Annotated in this window: 20 protein-coding genes; 19 read left to right on the forward strand and 1 reads right to left on the reverse strand. The window is 33.9% G+C overall.

What is annotated here, in order from left to right; all coding sequences use genetic code 11:
• Positions 1-40: 40 nt before the first annotated feature.
• The 8 genes from BN1242_RS11880 to BN1242_RS11915 all read left to right on the forward strand — a co-directional run bounded on the left by BN1242_RS11880 (position 41) and on the right by BN1242_RS11915 (position 7,085).
• Positions 41-1,516 (forward strand): RecQ family ATP-dependent DNA helicase, encoded by a 1,476-nt coding sequence (locus BN1242_RS11880; protein ID WP_062356246.1) that lies wholly within the window; start codon positions 41-43, stop codon positions 1,514-1,516.
• A gap of 12 nt (positions 1,517-1,528) precedes the next feature.
• Positions 1,529-2,107, forward strand: a complete 579-nt coding sequence (locus BN1242_RS11885) for a CPBP family intramembrane glutamic endopeptidase (RefSeq protein ID WP_062356247.1) — start codon at positions 1,529-1,531, stop codon at positions 2,105-2,107.
• Positions 2,108-2,143: 36 nt separating this feature from the next.
• A complete protein-coding gene (locus tag BN1242_RS11890; protein WP_062356249.1) occupies positions 2,144-2,455 on the forward strand; it encodes a hypothetical protein in 312 nt (103 codons plus the stop codon).
• A gap of 72 nt (positions 2,456-2,527) precedes the next feature.
• Positions 2,528-2,986, forward strand: a complete 459-nt coding sequence (locus BN1242_RS11895; RefSeq protein WP_062356251.1) for a YpbF family protein — start codon at positions 2,528-2,530, stop codon at positions 2,984-2,986.
• Positions 2,987-3,140: 154 nt separating this feature from the next.
• Complete coding sequence (locus BN1242_RS11900) at positions 3,141-3,773, forward strand: CBS domain-containing protein (protein WP_062356254.1); 633 nt, start codon at positions 3,141-3,143, stop codon at positions 3,771-3,773.
• A gap of 187 nt (positions 3,774-3,960) precedes the next feature.
• Positions 3,961-4,536 (forward strand): adaptor protein MecA, encoded by a 576-nt coding sequence (locus BN1242_RS11905; protein WP_062356257.1) that lies wholly within the window; start codon positions 3,961-3,963, stop codon positions 4,534-4,536.
• Positions 4,537-4,740: 204 nt separating this feature from the next.
• Positions 4,741-6,015, forward strand: coding sequence for a Glu/Leu/Phe/Val family dehydrogenase (locus tag BN1242_RS11910; RefSeq protein ID WP_062356260.1), 1,275 nt, complete (start codon positions 4,741-4,743; stop codon positions 6,013-6,015).
• Between the two features lie 107 nt (positions 6,016-6,122).
• The gene (locus BN1242_RS11915; RefSeq protein WP_062356262.1) at positions 6,123-7,085 is read left to right on the forward strand and encodes a YpdA family putative bacillithiol disulfide reductase; all 963 of its coding nucleotides are present in this window, start codon (positions 6,123-6,125) and stop codon (positions 7,083-7,085) included.
• A 48-nt stretch (positions 7,086-7,133) separates the two neighbouring features.
• Here BN1242_RS11915 and BN1242_RS11920 read toward each other — a convergent pair whose 3' ends face one another.
• Positions 7,134-8,105 carry an asparaginase gene (locus BN1242_RS11920; RefSeq protein WP_062356265.1) on the reverse strand — a complete coding sequence of 324 codons (972 nt, stop codon included), beginning with the start codon at positions 8,103-8,105 and terminating at the stop codon, positions 7,134-7,136.
• Positions 8,106-8,197: 92 nt separating this feature from the next.
• Between BN1242_RS11920 and prsW the strand changes: the two genes are divergently transcribed.
• The 11 genes from prsW (at position 8,198) to BN1242_RS11975 (ending at position 16,840) form a co-directional block, all read left to right on the forward strand.
• Positions 8,198-8,869, forward strand: coding sequence for a glutamic-type intramembrane protease PrsW (prsW, locus tag BN1242_RS11925; RefSeq protein ID WP_062356269.1), 672 nt, complete (start codon positions 8,198-8,200; stop codon positions 8,867-8,869).
• 206 nt (positions 8,870-9,075) lie between these two features.
• Positions 9,076-9,897 (forward strand): spore cortex-lytic enzyme, encoded by an 822-nt coding sequence (gene sleB, locus BN1242_RS11930; RefSeq protein WP_062357054.1) that lies wholly within the window; start codon positions 9,076-9,078, stop codon positions 9,895-9,897.
• A gap of 12 nt (positions 9,898-9,909) precedes the next feature.
• A complete protein-coding gene (ypeB, locus tag BN1242_RS11935; protein ID WP_062356272.1) occupies positions 9,910-11,265 on the forward strand; it encodes a germination protein YpeB in 1,356 nt (451 codons plus the stop codon).
• Positions 11,266-11,473: 208 nt separating this feature from the next.
• Positions 11,474-12,130: a flagellar brake protein gene (locus tag BN1242_RS11940; RefSeq protein WP_062356276.1), complete on the forward strand. Its 657-nt coding sequence runs from the start codon at positions 11,474-11,476 to the stop codon at positions 12,128-12,130.
• Between the two features lie 58 nt (positions 12,131-12,188).
• Complete coding sequence (locus tag BN1242_RS11945; protein WP_062356280.1) at positions 12,189-12,368, forward strand: YpfB family protein; 180 nt, start codon at positions 12,189-12,191, stop codon at positions 12,366-12,368.
• A 68-nt stretch (positions 12,369-12,436) separates the two neighbouring features.
• Positions 12,437-13,117: a (d)CMP kinase gene (gene cmk, locus BN1242_RS11950; protein ID WP_062356283.1), complete on the forward strand. Its 681-nt coding sequence runs from the start codon at positions 12,437-12,439 to the stop codon at positions 13,115-13,117.
• The gene (locus tag BN1242_RS11955; RefSeq protein ID WP_062356286.1) at positions 13,114-13,695 is read left to right on the forward strand and encodes a lysophospholipid acyltransferase family protein; all 582 of its coding nucleotides are present in this window, start codon (positions 13,114-13,116) and stop codon (positions 13,693-13,695) included. Before cmk ends, BN1242_RS11955 begins: the two co-directional genes overlap by 4 nt.
• 83 nt (positions 13,696-13,778) lie before the next feature.
• On the forward strand, positions 13,779-14,903 hold the full coding sequence (rpsA, locus tag BN1242_RS11960; RefSeq protein ID WP_062356290.1) for a 30S ribosomal protein S1: 1,125 nt from the start codon (positions 13,779-13,781) through the stop codon (positions 14,901-14,903).
• 260 nt (positions 14,904-15,163) lie between these two features.
• A complete protein-coding gene (locus BN1242_RS11965; protein WP_062356294.1) occupies positions 15,164-15,766 on the forward strand; it encodes a YphA family membrane protein in 603 nt (200 codons plus the stop codon).
• Position 15,767: 1 nt separating this feature from the next.
• On the forward strand, positions 15,768-16,658 hold the full coding sequence (locus BN1242_RS11970; protein ID WP_062356299.1) for a YIEGIA family protein: 891 nt from the start codon (positions 15,768-15,770) through the stop codon (positions 16,656-16,658).
• Complete coding sequence (locus BN1242_RS11975) at positions 16,655-16,840, forward strand: capping complex subunit for YIEGIA (RefSeq protein ID WP_062356302.1); 186 nt, start codon at positions 16,655-16,657, stop codon at positions 16,838-16,840. Before BN1242_RS11970 ends, BN1242_RS11975 begins: the two co-directional genes overlap by 4 nt.
• Positions 16,841-17,001 lie beyond the last annotated feature (161 nt).

Raw genomic sequence — 17,001 nt, forward strand, 5'->3', positions numbered from 1 at the left:
TCTATTGGTGGGAAAAAATCCATTAAGTTGGTGAAGGAATATGTCATTGGATGTACTGTTGAAAAATCATTTTTTTCATCAAAGTTTTCGGCAAGGTCAAGAAGAAGTGATTCGCTCTGTTATTAATGGGCGTGACACGATTGCCATGCTACCGACAGGAACTGGAAAATCACTTTGTTATCAGTTACCTGCATATATTTTAGAAGGGACTATCTTGATCATCTCCCCATTGTTATCGTTAATGCAAGATCAAGTAGAACAAATTAAGGCAAGGGGAGAGAAACGAGTTGCTGCAATCAATTCGTTTTTAGACTATGAGGAAAAACAATTTATTATTAAAAATATCCATTACTTTCGCTATATTTATGTTTCACCAGAAATGTTAACGAATAATTGGATTTACCATACTTTATCCAAGTTAAAGATAGCTTTATTCGTTGTAGACGAAGCTCATTGTATCTCTCAATGGGGTTATGATTTCCGACCAGATTATTTAGAAATAGGAAAGATGCGTAAACGTTTAGGGAATCCTCCTACATTAGCTTTAACAGCAACGGCACGAAAAGAAGTAAGAGAAGATATTAAACATTATTTATTTATGAATAACCCGAAAGAATATGTTTATTCCGTTGATCGCCCTAATATCGCTCTTCATGTGGAGAAAGTAGCAAACCAGAATAGTAAAAAAGAAAAGCTAATGGAACTAGTAAAACAATTAAAAAAACCTGGTATTATTTATTTTTCTAGTAAAAAAATGGCAGATGATTGGGCTACCCAATTAAATAGCATTTTCCAAGGGAAGGTAGCCGCATATCATGCAAATATTCCACAGCAAGAACGAATTTTACTGCAGCAACAATTTCTTTATAATAAACTAGATATAATTTGTGCAACTAGTGCGTTCGGAATGGGGGTGAATAAGGAGAATATTCGCTTTATCATTCATTACCACGCACCTACACAAGTGGAATCTTATTTACAAGAAATTGGTAGAGCAGGACGTGACGGACAGGATAGTATTGCAGTATTATTATTTGCTGAAGATGACATTTATTTGCAGAAGCAATTAATTCAAATGGAGTTGCCGTCCGAATCGCAGGTGGATTATTTCATTTCCATCGTTGACAAACTGGATAGTTCAAACAAATTTGATTTGCTACCACATTTACAGCAATTTATTCCTGAACCGTTTTCTGAAGTGCAATTGCGGATATTAATAAAATTCTATAATCAATCCGTAACAATCACTAAATTTAAAGAGGAGATATTACAATTTATTCAAATGCGAATTCGCCATAAAACGAATAAATTATATGAAATGATTGATTGGATTCATTCTTCTACTTGTAGGAGAGAAAACCTTTTGCGATATTTTCAAGAGAGCAAGACCATTGAACTTATTAATTGTTGTGATATATGCGGGCTGAACATGGAACGATATCTTGAAACGGAGAAACATGACGCTACAAATGATAAACTGAACTGGAAAGAAAGATTACAGCAAATATTTACTTAAGGGGAAAAGCAATTGAAAAACAAACAAAAAGATATTGTTGCTAAGCTTACGGATAAAGAATTATTGCTAAATGTTTATTTATCTCAATTGATCCTACTTATTATTTCGCTTGTATTAAGTTGGCTATTATTTAGCAATGTTTTTACACCGTTGCAGTTTTATAATTTTATGGATGGGCAGATATTAACTGTAGGAGTATCGGCAGCTTGTATTGTCGTATTAATTGATCTTATTTTGATGAAACAATTGCCACCTCGTTTTTATGATGATGGCGGTATTAATGAACGACTATTTACTGATCGTGGTGTGTTCCACATATTTCTTATGTGTATTTGCATAGCTTTTACAGAAGAATTATTATTTCGTGGTGTTATCCAGTCCTATTTCGGCCTAATAGTTGCAAGCATTATTTTTGCTCTCGTTCATTACAGGTATTTGTTTAACTGGTTTCTGTTTGTCAATATTGTTCTTTTAAGTTTTTTTATCGGAGTTATATACGAATGGACGGATAATTTAGCGGTTACTACTGTTATGCATTTTCTTATTGACTTTTCACTCGGCCTTTTTATTTATTATAAAAATAAACGTTGAATTTTAGCAGCACTGAAGATGAAGGGAGATGCTATAATGGCGAGAGAGCAACAAGACCAGGCTGAAAAATTGAGAAAAAAGGTTCATTCAACAGATGAAATTGAGCAGATGATGGCCTCACATCTTCCGCCTCGTAGTGTGTATCATCGCAGCAAAAAAGCTTCAAAGAAATCTAAGAAGCAGGAAAAACAAAAGAGTTCTTATCCAGTAATTAAACTCTTAGCTGTTATCTTTATTTTAATACCGATTATATTTGCCATCATTTATTATTTTGTTGAGATTAGGGGAAATGAACCGTCATTTTTAAACAATGATGGATATGAACAAATAGAATTTGAAAAACCATAAATTTTCTAGGCTATTTCATAAATAAAACCAATTGGACATACATTTTAGTAAAACATATAAGGTGGTGTCCAAATGGATGAAATAATTAAAAATTTAAATGACTGGACAGATGAAGCAACGAAGCAAATGCTCCAAAGTGTTGTCAAGAAAAAAAGGAAATTTGACAAATTAAAAATCCGTCATTTACTCGTTATGTGGATTACGATGTTTTTTGCATTAATGTTTTCATATTATTTATATAAGACCGTTTATTTACCTTATTCGTATTCGTTTGCAGCAATGTTTTCGGCGTTTGTAAATAATAGTTACAATGGTGTTTTGCTTGTATTTATTATTTCACTTTATGGCTTTATGAATGTCCTAAAACAAAAAGTAGATAAAATTGAAGGTGAATTTCACGCTTTACGCTGTGAAATAATTGATAAAAGTAAAGATTTATGGAAAAGTGACGAAGCATGGAGAAAACGGCACGAAGTTTTTTACTTGTTAAAAAATCATTACGATATTAATTTATTTCATGAGAACAAATAAGGGGCTGTCCGTATCGTTTCGCCACAGCTTTTTTTTTGAAAAAATGTGTTTTTTGTCACAATTATTATTAATTTTTTTTCTAAGAAAAGGAATTAAACAATCGGTTGTCGAATTAATATGAAGGAAGGTAAATTATTTTAAAGAGGTGGAAAATATGTTTGTTAAAAATTTCATGATTCCTAAACAAGATTGTGTATATGTCGATCAGTCTGAAACATTAGGTAATGTTTTAGAAAAAATGTATGCCAATAATGTTGATGGGGTGCCTGTAGTTGATGGTGACCTATACGTAGGAATTGTTACAAAATATTTGATTTACAAAAACTTTTTACATGCGAATATGAATAAAGAAGATTATATGACCCAAATGAAAGCCGGTGACATTGCTTCCAAACAAGAAGGTTATTTAAATGGGGAAGAATTATTTGAAGATACGTTAATTGCCCTAAAACATTATCCTATTTTGGCAGTTGTTAATGATGCGAAAAAATTTGTCGGCATTGTTACTCGCTACGACGTGTTAGAACAATTCCAAAGTGCTTTTGGTATGAAGCGAAAAGGAGTCCGTATAGCCTTCACATCGATTGAATCTGAAGGAAGAATCGCTACATTTTCTCAAATAGCTGATAAGTATGATGAAGATATTATTTCATTGGTTACTTTTGATGAAGCAGATCATCTCGTCAGGAGAATAGTTATGAAAGTAGAAGAGAAAGAAAACACGAAACAGTTTTTACAAGATTTAGAACATGCAGGTTTTCGCATTATCGATATTCGAACATGTTAATTCCAATAAAATTAATAATTAGCCATTTCCCAATATGCTCATTCGTTAACACTAAAATGGAGCGGTGAACCGTTCCTTTTTTTATTCCAACAAAAAATCGTACGAGCTTTAAAAAGAACCATCTGCCCTCCTATTTCATAAAATAAATCATTAAGATGTGTTTGTTGTAGGTCAGGAGGCCGAATTTATGCGGTTGGAAAAAATTAATGGTAATCAAATGAAGATTTTTGTCTCATTTGAGGAAATGAACGAGTTAGGTTTAACGAAAAACGATATTGGGAAAGACACGGTAAAATGGCAACATTTCTTTTTTAGTTTAATTCAAAAAGCAAAAAAGGAATGGGAATTGTCGTTAGAAGGTACGATATTTGTTGATGTATTTTCCTTACAGGATCAAGGTATTATCTTCATGTTAAGTGTTGCAGAAGATGATGATATGTTTACGGAAGATTATTTTGACCTATCCTATGAGCAAGAATATGAACGAAAGATTTTATATAAATTTTCAAATATCGAGGATATTATTCAATTAGCAACTAGGTTACGGAGTTATCATTTAACTGGCGATTTATATTGTTTTAAAGAAGCTTATTATTTATTGATGAAAGTTCAGGAAGAGCGGCTTGCATCTATTGTTTATATCATTTTTTCGGATTATGGAGAAGAATCCCTTTTATCTATCCCATATTTACAAGAATATGGGGATTTACTAATTGAAAACAATGCACTGCAAAAACTTAATATTTATTTCTCAAAACATTAATCGAATAAGTCGTTTTCCTCCGTTCCAGCATTGGGAACCTCCTCCAAAAAAAGTTTGAACAAACATAATAATAGAACTAATACACTTTATTGTTAGTTTAGTAGAAAATAATGAAAACTGACTTTTTTTCTTGCATTATTGGGAATACAGTGTATACTAAGTTTTGTAAACACGATAATAGTGATAATATTAGGAGGTTTCCAAATGGTCGCCCAAAAGGGTACGGAAAATATAAATAACGACAAACATGACCTATTAAAGTCCACCCAAATTATTATTCATGAAGCCCTTGAAAAACTTGGGTATTCTGACGAGGTTTATGAATTATTAAAAGAACCATTACGTATGTTAACGGTAAAAATACCTGTACGAATGGATGATGGTACAACAAAAGTATTTACTGGGTACCGGGCACAGCATAATGATGCTGTAGGACCAACGAAAGGTGGCGTACGCTTCCATCCGGATGTTACTGAAGATGAAGTGAAAGCCCTTTCAGTTTGGATGAGTTTAAAATGTGGTATAGTCGACTTGCCATATGGTGGAGGAAAGGGAGGAATTGTCTGCGATCCACGAACTATGTCTTTTCGAGAGTTAGAAAGACTTAGTCGGGAATATGTTCGAGCAATTAGTCAAATTGTTGGACCTACAAAAGACATACCTGCCCCAGATGTTTTTACTAACTCGCAAATAATGGCATGGATGTATGACGAATATAGCAGATTAGATGCTTTTAACTCACCTGGATTTATTACAGGGAAACCGTTAGTATTAGGCGGTTCTCATGGACGGGACTCTGCTACTGCTAAAGGTGTAACGATTTGCATTCGTGAAGCAGCTAAAAAACGAGGCATTCAATTGGAAGGTGCACGAGTTGTAGTTCAAGGTTTTGGGAATGCTGGCGGTTTTCTATCAAAATTTATGCATGACTCAGGAGCAAAAGTAATCGGGATTTCTGATGCTTACGGTGCGCTTTATGATCCAAATGGTCTCGATATTGATTATTTATTAGACCGAAGAGACAGCTTTGGTACAGTAACAAAATTATTTAAAAACACTATTTCCAACAAAGAATTGTTAGAATTGGATTGTGATATATTAGTTCCAGCTGCAATAGGTAATCAAATTCGTGAAGATAACGCCCATAATATTAAGGCGAATATTGTCGTCGAAGCTGCGAATGGACCTACTACATTGGAAGCGACAAAGATTTTAACGGAAAGAGGAATTTTGTTAGTTCCAGACGTTTTAGCCTCTGCTGGTGGAGTAACAGTATCGTATTTTGAATGGGTACAAAATAATCAAGGGTATTATTGGTCAGAAGAAGAGGTTGCGGAAAAACTAGAAAAAATCATGGTTAATGCTTTTGAAAATATTTATAAAATAGCAACGACTCGGAAAGTGGATATGCGCCTTGCTGCCTATATGGTAGGTGTTAGAAAAATGGCGGAAGCATGCCGCTTTAGAGGTTGGGTATAATAGTGAAAAATTGTCATAATAGATGATTCATTTTCATTGCCTAAACTTTTTTTATCTCCTATCATAAATGGATAGGAGATTTTTGCTTTTTGAAAGGGGATACGTTCATGCGTTATGAAGAATGTATTATCGTTGGTGGCGGGCCTTGTGGCTTAGCAGTGGCAATTGCATTACAAAATATCGAGAAAAAACCGCTCGTTATTGAGAAAGGAAATATTGTTCAAACTTTATATAATTTTCCTACGCACCAAACGTTTTTTAGCAGTAGTGAAAAATTAGCAATTGGTAATATTCCCTTCATTACAGAAAGCCGAAAACCAACACGTAACCAAGCACTAACGTATTATCGTGAAGTTGCAAAACTAGAAGATATTCGCATTCATGCTTTTGAAGAAGTGATAAATGTAAAAAAATTATTAAATGGACACTTTTTAATAACGACAACAAAAACCACTTATGAAACGAAATATGCAATTATCGCAACAGGATATTATGACCATCCAAATATGTTGCACATACGAGGCGAAAACTTACCGAAAGTCTTCCATTATTTTAAAGAAGCTCATCCATACTTTAATCAGGATGTAGTTGTTATTGGTGGAAAAAATTCCAGTGTTGATGCGGCCCTAGAGTTAGCGAAAGTAGGGGCTAGGGTCACCGTGATTTATCGCGGCTCCGATTATTCTCATCATATAAAACCGTGGATATTACCAGAATTTGAGTCGTTAGTAAGAAGTGGTGTAGTAACAATGATTTTTAATGCAACTGTACAAGAGATTAAATTGAATTCACTTGTGTATGAAATGGCAGGCGAAATAAAGGAAATAAAAAATGATTTTGTATTTGCAATGACTGGTTATCACCCAGACCATCAGTTTTTAAAAAAGATGGGTGTTGGTATTGATCAGGAAACAGGGAGGCCGCTCTACAACCCAGAAACAATGGAAACGAATGTGAAAAATATTTTTGTGGCTGGAGTCATTGCAGCAGGAAATAATGCTAATGAAATTTTTATTGAGAACGGTCGTTTTCATGGGGAGTTAATTGCAAAAGAAATAAGTAATCGTTAAAGATAATGGGGCTAATTTATAGCCCCAATTAATCAAAAGAAATTTTCTTTAGTCATGAAACAGTTTTTCCATTTCGTACTGATTTTTCGTAATTTCTAAACAGAGCAAAAGCTTGATTCTAGCTTTCTGTCCATTTAAACCATTGGAGAATATTAATCCATTTTGCTTTAATTGTGCCCCTCCGCCTTCATATCCATAAATATCTTCTACGATTCCGTTAAAGCAACGAGAAACTAATACAATTGGTATATTTCTATTTAATAAAGCTTGGATACCTGGTATTGTTGCAGGAGGTAAATTCCCTTGACCAAGCGCTTCAATGACGAGACCGTCAATACCCATATTATTTAATGCATAAAACAAACTAGAATCCATTCCAGCATACGCTTTAATTAGTTCAACCCGATGGCATAGTGATTGCACAGGAAGTTTACGTTCAATAGTTGGTAAATGATGAAATAGTATGTCCTTTTTCGTAATAATACCGATAGGCCCGTATTGTGGACTTTGGAATGTGGATACATTGCTAGTATGTGTTTTTGTAACATTTTTTGCCGCATGTATTTCATCATTTAATACGACTAATACACCTTTATTTTTTGCATCATTATGTATGGCTGTCCGAACAGAAGTTAGAAAATTATATAATCCATCCGTACCAATTTCGTTACTAGATCGCATTGCCCCTGTAACGACGATCGGAATTTGAGTATCAACTGTTAAGTCTAAAAAATATGCAGTTTCTTCTAACGTATCGGTACCGTGAGTTATAACAACACCATCAATTTGGCTATTTTTAATATGATAATCAATCCGCCTTTTCAACTGGAACATTTCATTTGGAGTGATATGTGGGGATGGTAGATTAAACGGAGCTTCAACGATTAAGTCCGCTAGTTTATTAATTTCTTTCGTTTTATTAATTAGTGGATTTTCCCCAACTGGCTTGACTGCCCCTGTTTCCTCATCTTCATACATCGAAATGGTTCCACCAGTATGTAACACTAATATTTTTTTCATCCTAATTCCTCCAAAATACCTATATATTTTGTATTTTCATTTTCCATTTTCCGTGATACGATTGAAGAAAGAGATTGGAAATGAGGTTCGCCATGTTAGCGATTGTTTCAGCTGGAATAGCACCAGGTATTGCTTTGCTCAGTTTTTTTTATTTAAAAGATGAAATTGAAACTGAACCACTATATGAGGTGTTGCGAGTCTTTTTTCTTGGTGCAATTTTAGTATTTCCTATTATGTTTATACAATATGTTTTGGAAGTTGAGCAAGTTATTGCGGTAAATTTATTTAAAGCTTTTTTGTCTGCTAGTTTATTAGAAGAATTTTTCAAGTGGTTTATTTTATATTTTGCAGTTTTTAAATTAGTGGAATTTGATGAACATTATGACGGGATTGTATATGGAGTTGCAATCTCTCTTGGGTTTGCAACAGCTGAGAATATATTATATTTATTTAGTTATGGGCTAGAGTATGCCTTTGGCAGAGCCCTTTTACCAGTTTCCAGTCATGCGTTATTTGGTGTGATTATGGGTTACTATTTAGGAAAAGGAAAATTTTCTTCAGATAAACCATATAAATGGATCGCCTTATCATTTTTCGTTCCGTTTCTTTTACACGGGCTATACGACTTCATATTACTTACGGATAAAAACTGGTTAGTAATTATCATTCCATTTATGCTTTTTTTATGGTGGTTAGCATTAAAAAAAGTAAAGAAGGCTAAGGCCATACCTGTTTATCCTGACAATAACCGTTCGATCTTTTAATAATTGTTTAACAATCGTCCAACTTCACGTATTTGTGGATTTTTTCCATAACGTGAGGTTGGACTTTTTTATATTCTGCATAGCCGAAATTTTTAAAATAAAAGTACTTTGTATAAAAAACCAATTCCTACAAAAACTACTCATACTTGATAATGACAGCAATGGAGGGACTAATTATGTTATACAGGAATGCATTGAAACTTTTGATGCTCGTATTATGTAGTTCATTATTACTTGTATCTGAAGTACCTAAAACAAGTGTTGAGGCATTTTCCAATCAAGTCATCCAAGTAGGGGCTGTAGGGGATGACGTGATTGAATTACAATCACGTTTACAATATTTAGGCTTTTATAATGGAAAAATTGACGGAGTTTTTGGTTGGCGAACTTATTGGGCATTGAGAAATTTTCAATATGAATTTGGTTTAAAAGTTGATGGACTCGCTGGTCAAGACACAAAAGACAAACTAGTTAAAGCTTCCAAATACAATGAAAGCTATGTGAAAGACCAAATAAGAAAAGGAAATAAGTTTACTCATTATGGTGGAGTGGATATAAATAAACAAACGAAAAATAAAAGCAATAACAATAATAACAATAACAAAGGAACAGGAAATAATAATCAACAAACAACCCCTGCGAAACCAACAGCAACGAATGTTCCTAATGGTTTTTCGCAAAATGACATACAGTTAATGGCGAATGCGGTATACGGCGAGGCTAGAGGTGAACCATATATCGGACAAGTAGCTGTTGCGGCAGTAATACTAAATAGGGTAAAAAGCCCATCGTTCCCTAACACAGTGTCAGGTGTCATTTTTGAACCGAGAGCTTTTACAGCTGTCGCTGATGGTCAAATATGGTTAACACCAAATGAAACGGCTAGGAAAGCTGTTTTAGATGCAATTAATGGTTGGGACCCAACAGGTAATGCCATTTATTATTTTAATCCTAACACTGCCACTAGTTCTTGGATTTGGTCAAGACCACAAATTAAGCAAATTGGTAAGCATATTTTTTGTAAATAAAGGGGTGTTTTGATGATTAGAGGAATATTAATTGGAGTTCTAACAGTTGGAATAGTTGGAACTGCTTATTGGGGCTATCAAGAGCACCAAGAGAAAAATGCAATATTAATTAATGCAGAAAATAGTTATCAGCGAGCATTTCATGATTTAACATATAATATTGACATACTTCACGATAAGATTGGTACGACATTAGCAATGAATTCAAGAAAATCTTTATCACCTGCTTTAGCTGATGTATGGCGGTTAACGTCTGAAGCAAATAGTTCTGTTGGCCAATTACCATTAACATTATTACCATTTAATAAAACAGAAGAATTCCTATCTAAAATTGGCGATTTCAGTTATAAAACAGCAGTACGTGACTTAGATAAAGAACCATTATCGAAAGAGGAATATGATACGTTAAAATCTTTATACAAACAATCAGCGGATATACAAAATGAATTGCGGAAAGTCCAACATTTAATCTTAAAAAATAATTTACGTTGGATGGACGTAGAAATGGCTCTCGCATCAGGAAAAGAGACAGCAGATAACACCATTATAGATGGTTTTAAAACAGTGGAAAAAACGATCGATAGCTACACAGAAGCGGATATGGGGCCAATTTTCACTAGTATGCAAAAGGCAGAAAAAAGTTACCGTAATTTATCGGGACCGAAAATTAGCGAAGAAGATGCTAAAAATATCGCAAAAAAATATGGAATTGCTGAAAAAAATTCAAAAATTAAAGTAGTGGAAAATGGAAAAGGTTCCGATTTTGAATTTTACAGTATAGCTGTTAAAGATAAAAATGCTGATAGCTATATGGATGTCACTAAAAAAGGTGGCTATCCTATTTGGCTAATAAAAAATCGGGACGTGAAGGTTCAAAAAATCAGTTTAAATGAAGCGAGTAAACGGGCTGCGAAGTTTTTAACCGATCATAAATTCGAAAACTTGGAAGTATTAGAAAGTGTTCAATATGATAATGTCGGGCTCTTTACTTTTGTAACTAATGAAAATAATGTTCGAATTTATCCAGATGCGATAAAAATTAAAATTGCCCTTGATGATGGTAATGTCATTGGCCTTTCTGCAGAAGAGTATTTAGCTTCTCATAATAAACGATCAATACCGAAACCGAAAATAACGGAGTCCGAAGCGAAAAAACAATTGAATTCGAATGTAAAAATCGAAGAAAGCCGCTTAGCAATAATAAATAATGAAATGAAAGAAGAAGTACTTTGTTACGAATTTTTAGGAACATTAGGCGATGATACGTATCGAATTTTTATTAATGCATTAGATGGGTCAGAGGAAATGGTAGAAAAATTCCAAAACGCTGAACCAATATATGAAGATATCATTGAAGGAAGAGCTTAAAAGGCTTTTCCTTTTTTTATTTTCATGTAATAATAAATAAAAGAAGACTGTCAATGAAACAACGACTTGACATGATGTTTGTTTAACTATTAAAGAACTTAACTATTGCAATTCGTCAAGGTGAGAAATAAAAACAAGCTAACTAAAGAATACATAACCAGGAATGATTTTCTCGGTTACCTGAACAACAAGGTTGGTGATTGAATAAATGTTAGAAATTGGTGATCAGGTAAAAATTGAAGCACTGATTAATAATAAGTATGAAATTTATCAAAGTAAAGTAATGGATTTGCAAGATGATTTAATTTTTATTGAATATCCAGTACATTTAGAAACGAATCGAACTGCTTTTTTATTAGATGAGACGAGCATAAAAGTTTCTTTTATCCGTAATGACGATGCCTTTGAGTTTCCCTCAAAAGTAGTAGGAAGATCGAAAGAAAATATTCCATTAATAAAAATTTCACGTCCTACAGAGCAGCAAATGAAACGGATTCAGCGCCGCAAATTCGTACGTATTCATCGTGGGGTTGACGTAGCAGTTCACCCATTGTTTAACGAATTTACTCCCTTTACAACTATTACTGATGATATTAGTGCAGGGGGCGCATCTATCATCGTATCGAATAAAATTCCCATTAAGAAAGGGCAACAATTACAAGCGATGTTTGTGTTGCCTATGCATTCTGGACAGTATCACTACAACCTGTTTAAATGCAAAATTGTCAGAATTATGGAATTAAATACTACTAAAAACATCGTCTCTTTACAATTTTTGGATAAAACTAGCCAACAAGAACAACAACTGATTCGGTTTTGTTTTGAATCTCAAGTCGCATGGAAACAAAAAGAATTAGGCTTGTAGTATAATATTTGCTCTGCTTATCAATAATAGATGAAAAAGTATTATTGGTGGCGGTCAAATGAAACGGGTGGAACGAATATTAGTGAAAATTATTGTCGTTCAATTTATTTTATTATTAGCTTGTCAAATATTTTTTCATCATTTAAATGCATTTCCTGAATTGAAAAAATTGACACTTTATGAAGGTGTAAATGAAAATAATTTTTCGAAAGTTTTAGAAACATTTAATTCCGATTAGCAGGTACATATCCTGCTTATTTTTATGTTAAAATAGTAAAAGAACTATTTACATATTTAGGAGGACGTATGAAAAGAGAAATTTCAATAGCCATCGATGGCCCAGCTGCTGCCGGAAAAAGTACGGTAGCTAAAATAATTGCTCAAAAACTATCATACTTATATATTGATACTGGTGCAATGTATCGTGCAATCACTTGGAAGGCACTGGAAAATGGGGTCGATTTGGAAGATGGAAAAACATTGTATGAGCTTTTAGAAAAAACGGAAATTCAGTTAAAACAAGGGGGAGAATTCCAACAAGTTTTTGTTGACGGAAAAGATGTTACGAAAGATATTCGTTTAAATAATGTTACGAATAATGTTTCGACAGTAGCTAAACATTCATTAGTAAGACAGGAAATGGTTCGTCGCCAACAACAATTTGCTCAATATGGCGGTGTTGTAATGGATGGTCGGGATATTGGTACCTTTGTTTTGCCAAATGCGGAAGTCAAAATATTTTTATTAGCTTCCGTTGATGAACGAGCAAAACGAAGACATGATGAAAATATTTCTAAAGGAATACCATCTGATTTGGAACAGCTTAAAACAGAAATTGCAAAGAGAGATAAACTTGATTCCGAACGGGAAGTCGCACCATTAATAAAGGCAAAGGATGCAATTGAAATTGATACTACTTCCCTTACTATCGATGATGTAGTAAATAAAATTATGGATCTTATTGAGGAAAGGATAGATTCCAGATGACCTTTTACGGATTTGCTAGAGGAGTGGTAAAAGGGATATTTTCACCGATTTATCGACCAGAAGTAATTGGTTTAGAAAATGTTCCAAAAGATGGTGGCGTATTGCTTTGTGGTAACCATATTAGCAATTTAGATCCCATTTTTTTAGGTATTACAATGAATCGACCCATTGTATTTATCGCAAAAGAAGAACTTTTTAAGCTTCCGATTATTAAGGGGATAGTTAAACGACTGAATGCTTTCCCTGTTAAACGCGGAAAAGGAGATCGTGAGGCGCTAAGAAATGGAATTGCTGCATTAAAGAATGGAAATGTGTTAGGGATTTTTCCAGAAGGTACCCGTTCAAAAAGTGGGGAAGTCGGAAAGGGATTAGCAGGTGTTGGTTTTTTCGCACTCAAAACCGATGCAGAAGTAGTACCTTGCGCAATTATCGGACCTTATAAGCCTTTTCGAAAATTGAAAGTTGTTTATGGGAAACCGATTAATATGGATTATTATCGGGAAAACCGAGTGTCTAGTGATGAGGTTACCACTATTATTATGGATAGTATAAAAGAATTAATTAATAAATATAAGTAAACTATTGACAAATGGGTATATTTATTAGAAGTTAAATAAAAGAAGTTTTTAAAACTTGCAATTTATTTTAAGGAGGAATACTCATGACAGACCTACATGAAATAGATGTACATAATTTCGAAGTTGGTGAAAAAGTAACCGCACAAGTTACAGCAGTTGAGGACAAGCAAGTAATAGTATCGATTCCAAATAGCAAAGTGGATGGAGTTGTACCTATTAGCGAATTAGCTTCTTTACATGTTGAAAAAGCTAGTGATGTTGTCAATGAAGGGGACGAATTATTGTTAGAAATTATTAAGGTTGAAGATGATGCAATTGTTTTATCGAAACGTCGAGTGGACGCGACAAAAGCATGGGAAGAACTCCAGCAAATATTCGTGGAAGGCAAATTTGTCGAAGCAGAAATAAAAGATGTAGTAAAAGGCGGTTTAGTTGTCGATCTAGGCATCCGCGGTTTTGTTCCTGCATCATTAGTGGAAGATCACTTTGTGGAAGATTTTAGCGATTACAAAGGGAAAACGTTACTATTTAAGATTGTAGAACTAGATCAAGAACGTAATCGGTTAATTTTATCCCACCGTGATGTTGTACTAGAAGAAAAAGCGAAACAAAAACAATCGGTGTTAGAAAGTCTACAAGCTGGACAAATTGTAGAAGGAACAGTGGAACGTGTTACCAATTTTGGAGCTTTTGTTAATTTAGGTGGGGTAGACGGTTTAGTTCATATTTCAGAACTGTCCCATGATCATATTAACCATCCATCTGATGTTGTATCAGTCGGTGACAAAATTAAAGTAAAAGTATTATCTGTAGACACAGAAAATGAGCGAATTTCACTTTCCCACAAAGCAACTTTACCTGGTCCATGGGAAAATATTAGGGAAAAATTAACCGTTGGCTCAATAGTTGAAGGTACAGTAAAACGCCTTACTTCCTTTGGAGCGTTTGTAGAAGTTCTTCCGAATATTGAAGGATTAGTTCATATTTCACAAATTTCCAACCAACATATTAAAACGCCTCATGAAGTGTTAAAAGAAGGCGATAAGGTACAAGTGAAAGTATTGGATATTAAAGTCGATGATAAGCGTATTTCGCTGACGATGAAAGAGTTGGAAGAAAAAGAAGAAGTTAATTACGAACTTCCAGAAGAATCATCTGGTTTCCAACTTGGCGAAGTCATTGGTGACCAACTAAGAAAACTTAAATAATTTTAATAAAATCACAGACACTGTTCTAAAAGCTCTTTTCATGATAGTGAAGTTTATTCATCTATCAATGGAAAAAGCTTTTGGAACAGTTTTTTTTTGCCTCTTTTCCAAGAAAGGTTATTAAATTAGTGATTAAATTTTCCCACCACTTTCCTTAAATAAAAAATAAAAAATGGAACAATGTTTTCGGAAAAAGCGAGTTGTTTTGACTGAAATGACATAGTTTTGTTCATAATGGGAAAAGATAGGGGGTAAGGAATTTGGATGGTTTGTGGTTTTATTTTTTAATGTGGTCAAGCTGGGTATTCTCTACTTTCATTATGGACAAAAAAAATCGATACCGTTTATTAATAAGTGTTATTTCATTAGTTACTATCATACTTTCTGTGCATTCAATTAAGGTTTATCATATGGAAATTTCATTGGCTGCCATTTTTTTACTACTCGTTTCCTATTGCTTTTTTATCAGAAAAAATTTTTTAACACTTATTAATGTTTCGTTAAAGATGGTTATTGCTTCTATTAGCATTGCAACTTTTCAGTTATTGGCATTATATGATCCCGTTTGGATAGTTGTTGATCTCATCTGGTTGCTTAGCATTTTTTCCAGCATCCTCGTCCTTTTTTTATTCAATCAATATAAAGAGCAACTAACAACCATCATTATCGGCATGATACAGGGAGAGATTATTTTTGCACTAATATTAAGCAATTTAAATATTCATTATCCGATAGCAAGTTTGGCATTCTTTGATGCATTATGTATTAGTTGTTTTTTGATAACTGTTAGAAAAGTAATTATATCTATTCCTGCTTATTTTGATATGAAAAATTTACATCTAGAGAAGGAGAAAGAATTATAATATGAGTGAATATGTGTATCCTGTTCTTTTTGGCATTGCTGCTGGGGTAATTTCTAGAATCGTCATGTTAAGAACAGATTATCGACAATACCCAACGTACTTGCATGGAAAAATAATTCATATTGCACTCGGTTTTATCGCTTCTGCTTTAGGAGCGATTGCGGTCCCTGCCTTAATTGAAGAGGAAATAACAGCAATTACTTTTTTAACATTAGCTGCTTCACAATTTCGTGAAGTTAGGAATATGGAAAGAAACACATTAGCACAACTGGACGAATTTGAGTTAGTACCCCGAGGAAATACGTATATTGAAGGGATTGCAGTTGCATTCGAAAGTAGAAATTATTTAGTTATTTTTACTGCCATGACTACGACGATTATTTATGTCATCTTTAATATTTGGATTGCTGCAATCGTTGCGATTATTTGTATGATCGTATCGAAAATTTTAATGGGTGGCGGAAAAATAAGCGATATTGTCGACATAGAACATGTGGAACTTACCTTTAAAGATGAAGGCCTATATATCGATAATATTTACATTATGAATATCGGTTTGCCAGAAAGACAAAAAGAAATATTAAAGTACGGGATGGGCTTTATTTTAAAACCGAAAAATTTTGATTCTCGCTCAACCATTGCTAATTTAGGTCAGCGACAAGCTATATTACACGATGTTTCTACAGCCCTTGGAGTATATCGAGATTCTGGAACCCCTGCCCTCGTTCCATTAGCAAAACGCGATCTCGATGATGGTCGTGTTGGTATATTCGTATTACCGCAAAAGAAAGAAATCAATAAGGCAATTGAAATCATCGGTAAAACTCCTACGTTAGAAAATGCGATTAGAATGCCGACAAAAAGGAAGAAAAATGAGGAGGGGGTATCGTGAGTATTGAGAAAATGATTTTAGCAGTGCTTACTACAAATCCTAAGAAGGCCGTTAGTGGTATCGCTGTTTTTTATTGTGACAATAATGAGGAAATGTATCGAATGGGTGCAAATTTAGAAGCAATACTCGATGGTATCGCTCATAAACTAACCGATGAAATCATGATTATTGTGAAACATTAACTTGTTTAGTATAATTTTGTGTAAGGTAACTACTCAATCAATAGATTTTTTGTTACAATGGGAAAGCGATGTAATTGGGAATCAAGTAAGCTGAGGGTGCTAAAATTCCAACTAAATTGAAACAGCATGGGGTGGCGCGAAACTCCTCGATAATGCTGCGC

Origin of the sequence: Bacillus kwashiorkori (assembly GCF_001375515.1) — a bacterium.
Taxonomy (GTDB): Bacteria; Bacillota; Bacilli; order Bacillales; family Caldibacillaceae; genus Bacillus_BK; species Bacillus_BK kwashiorkori.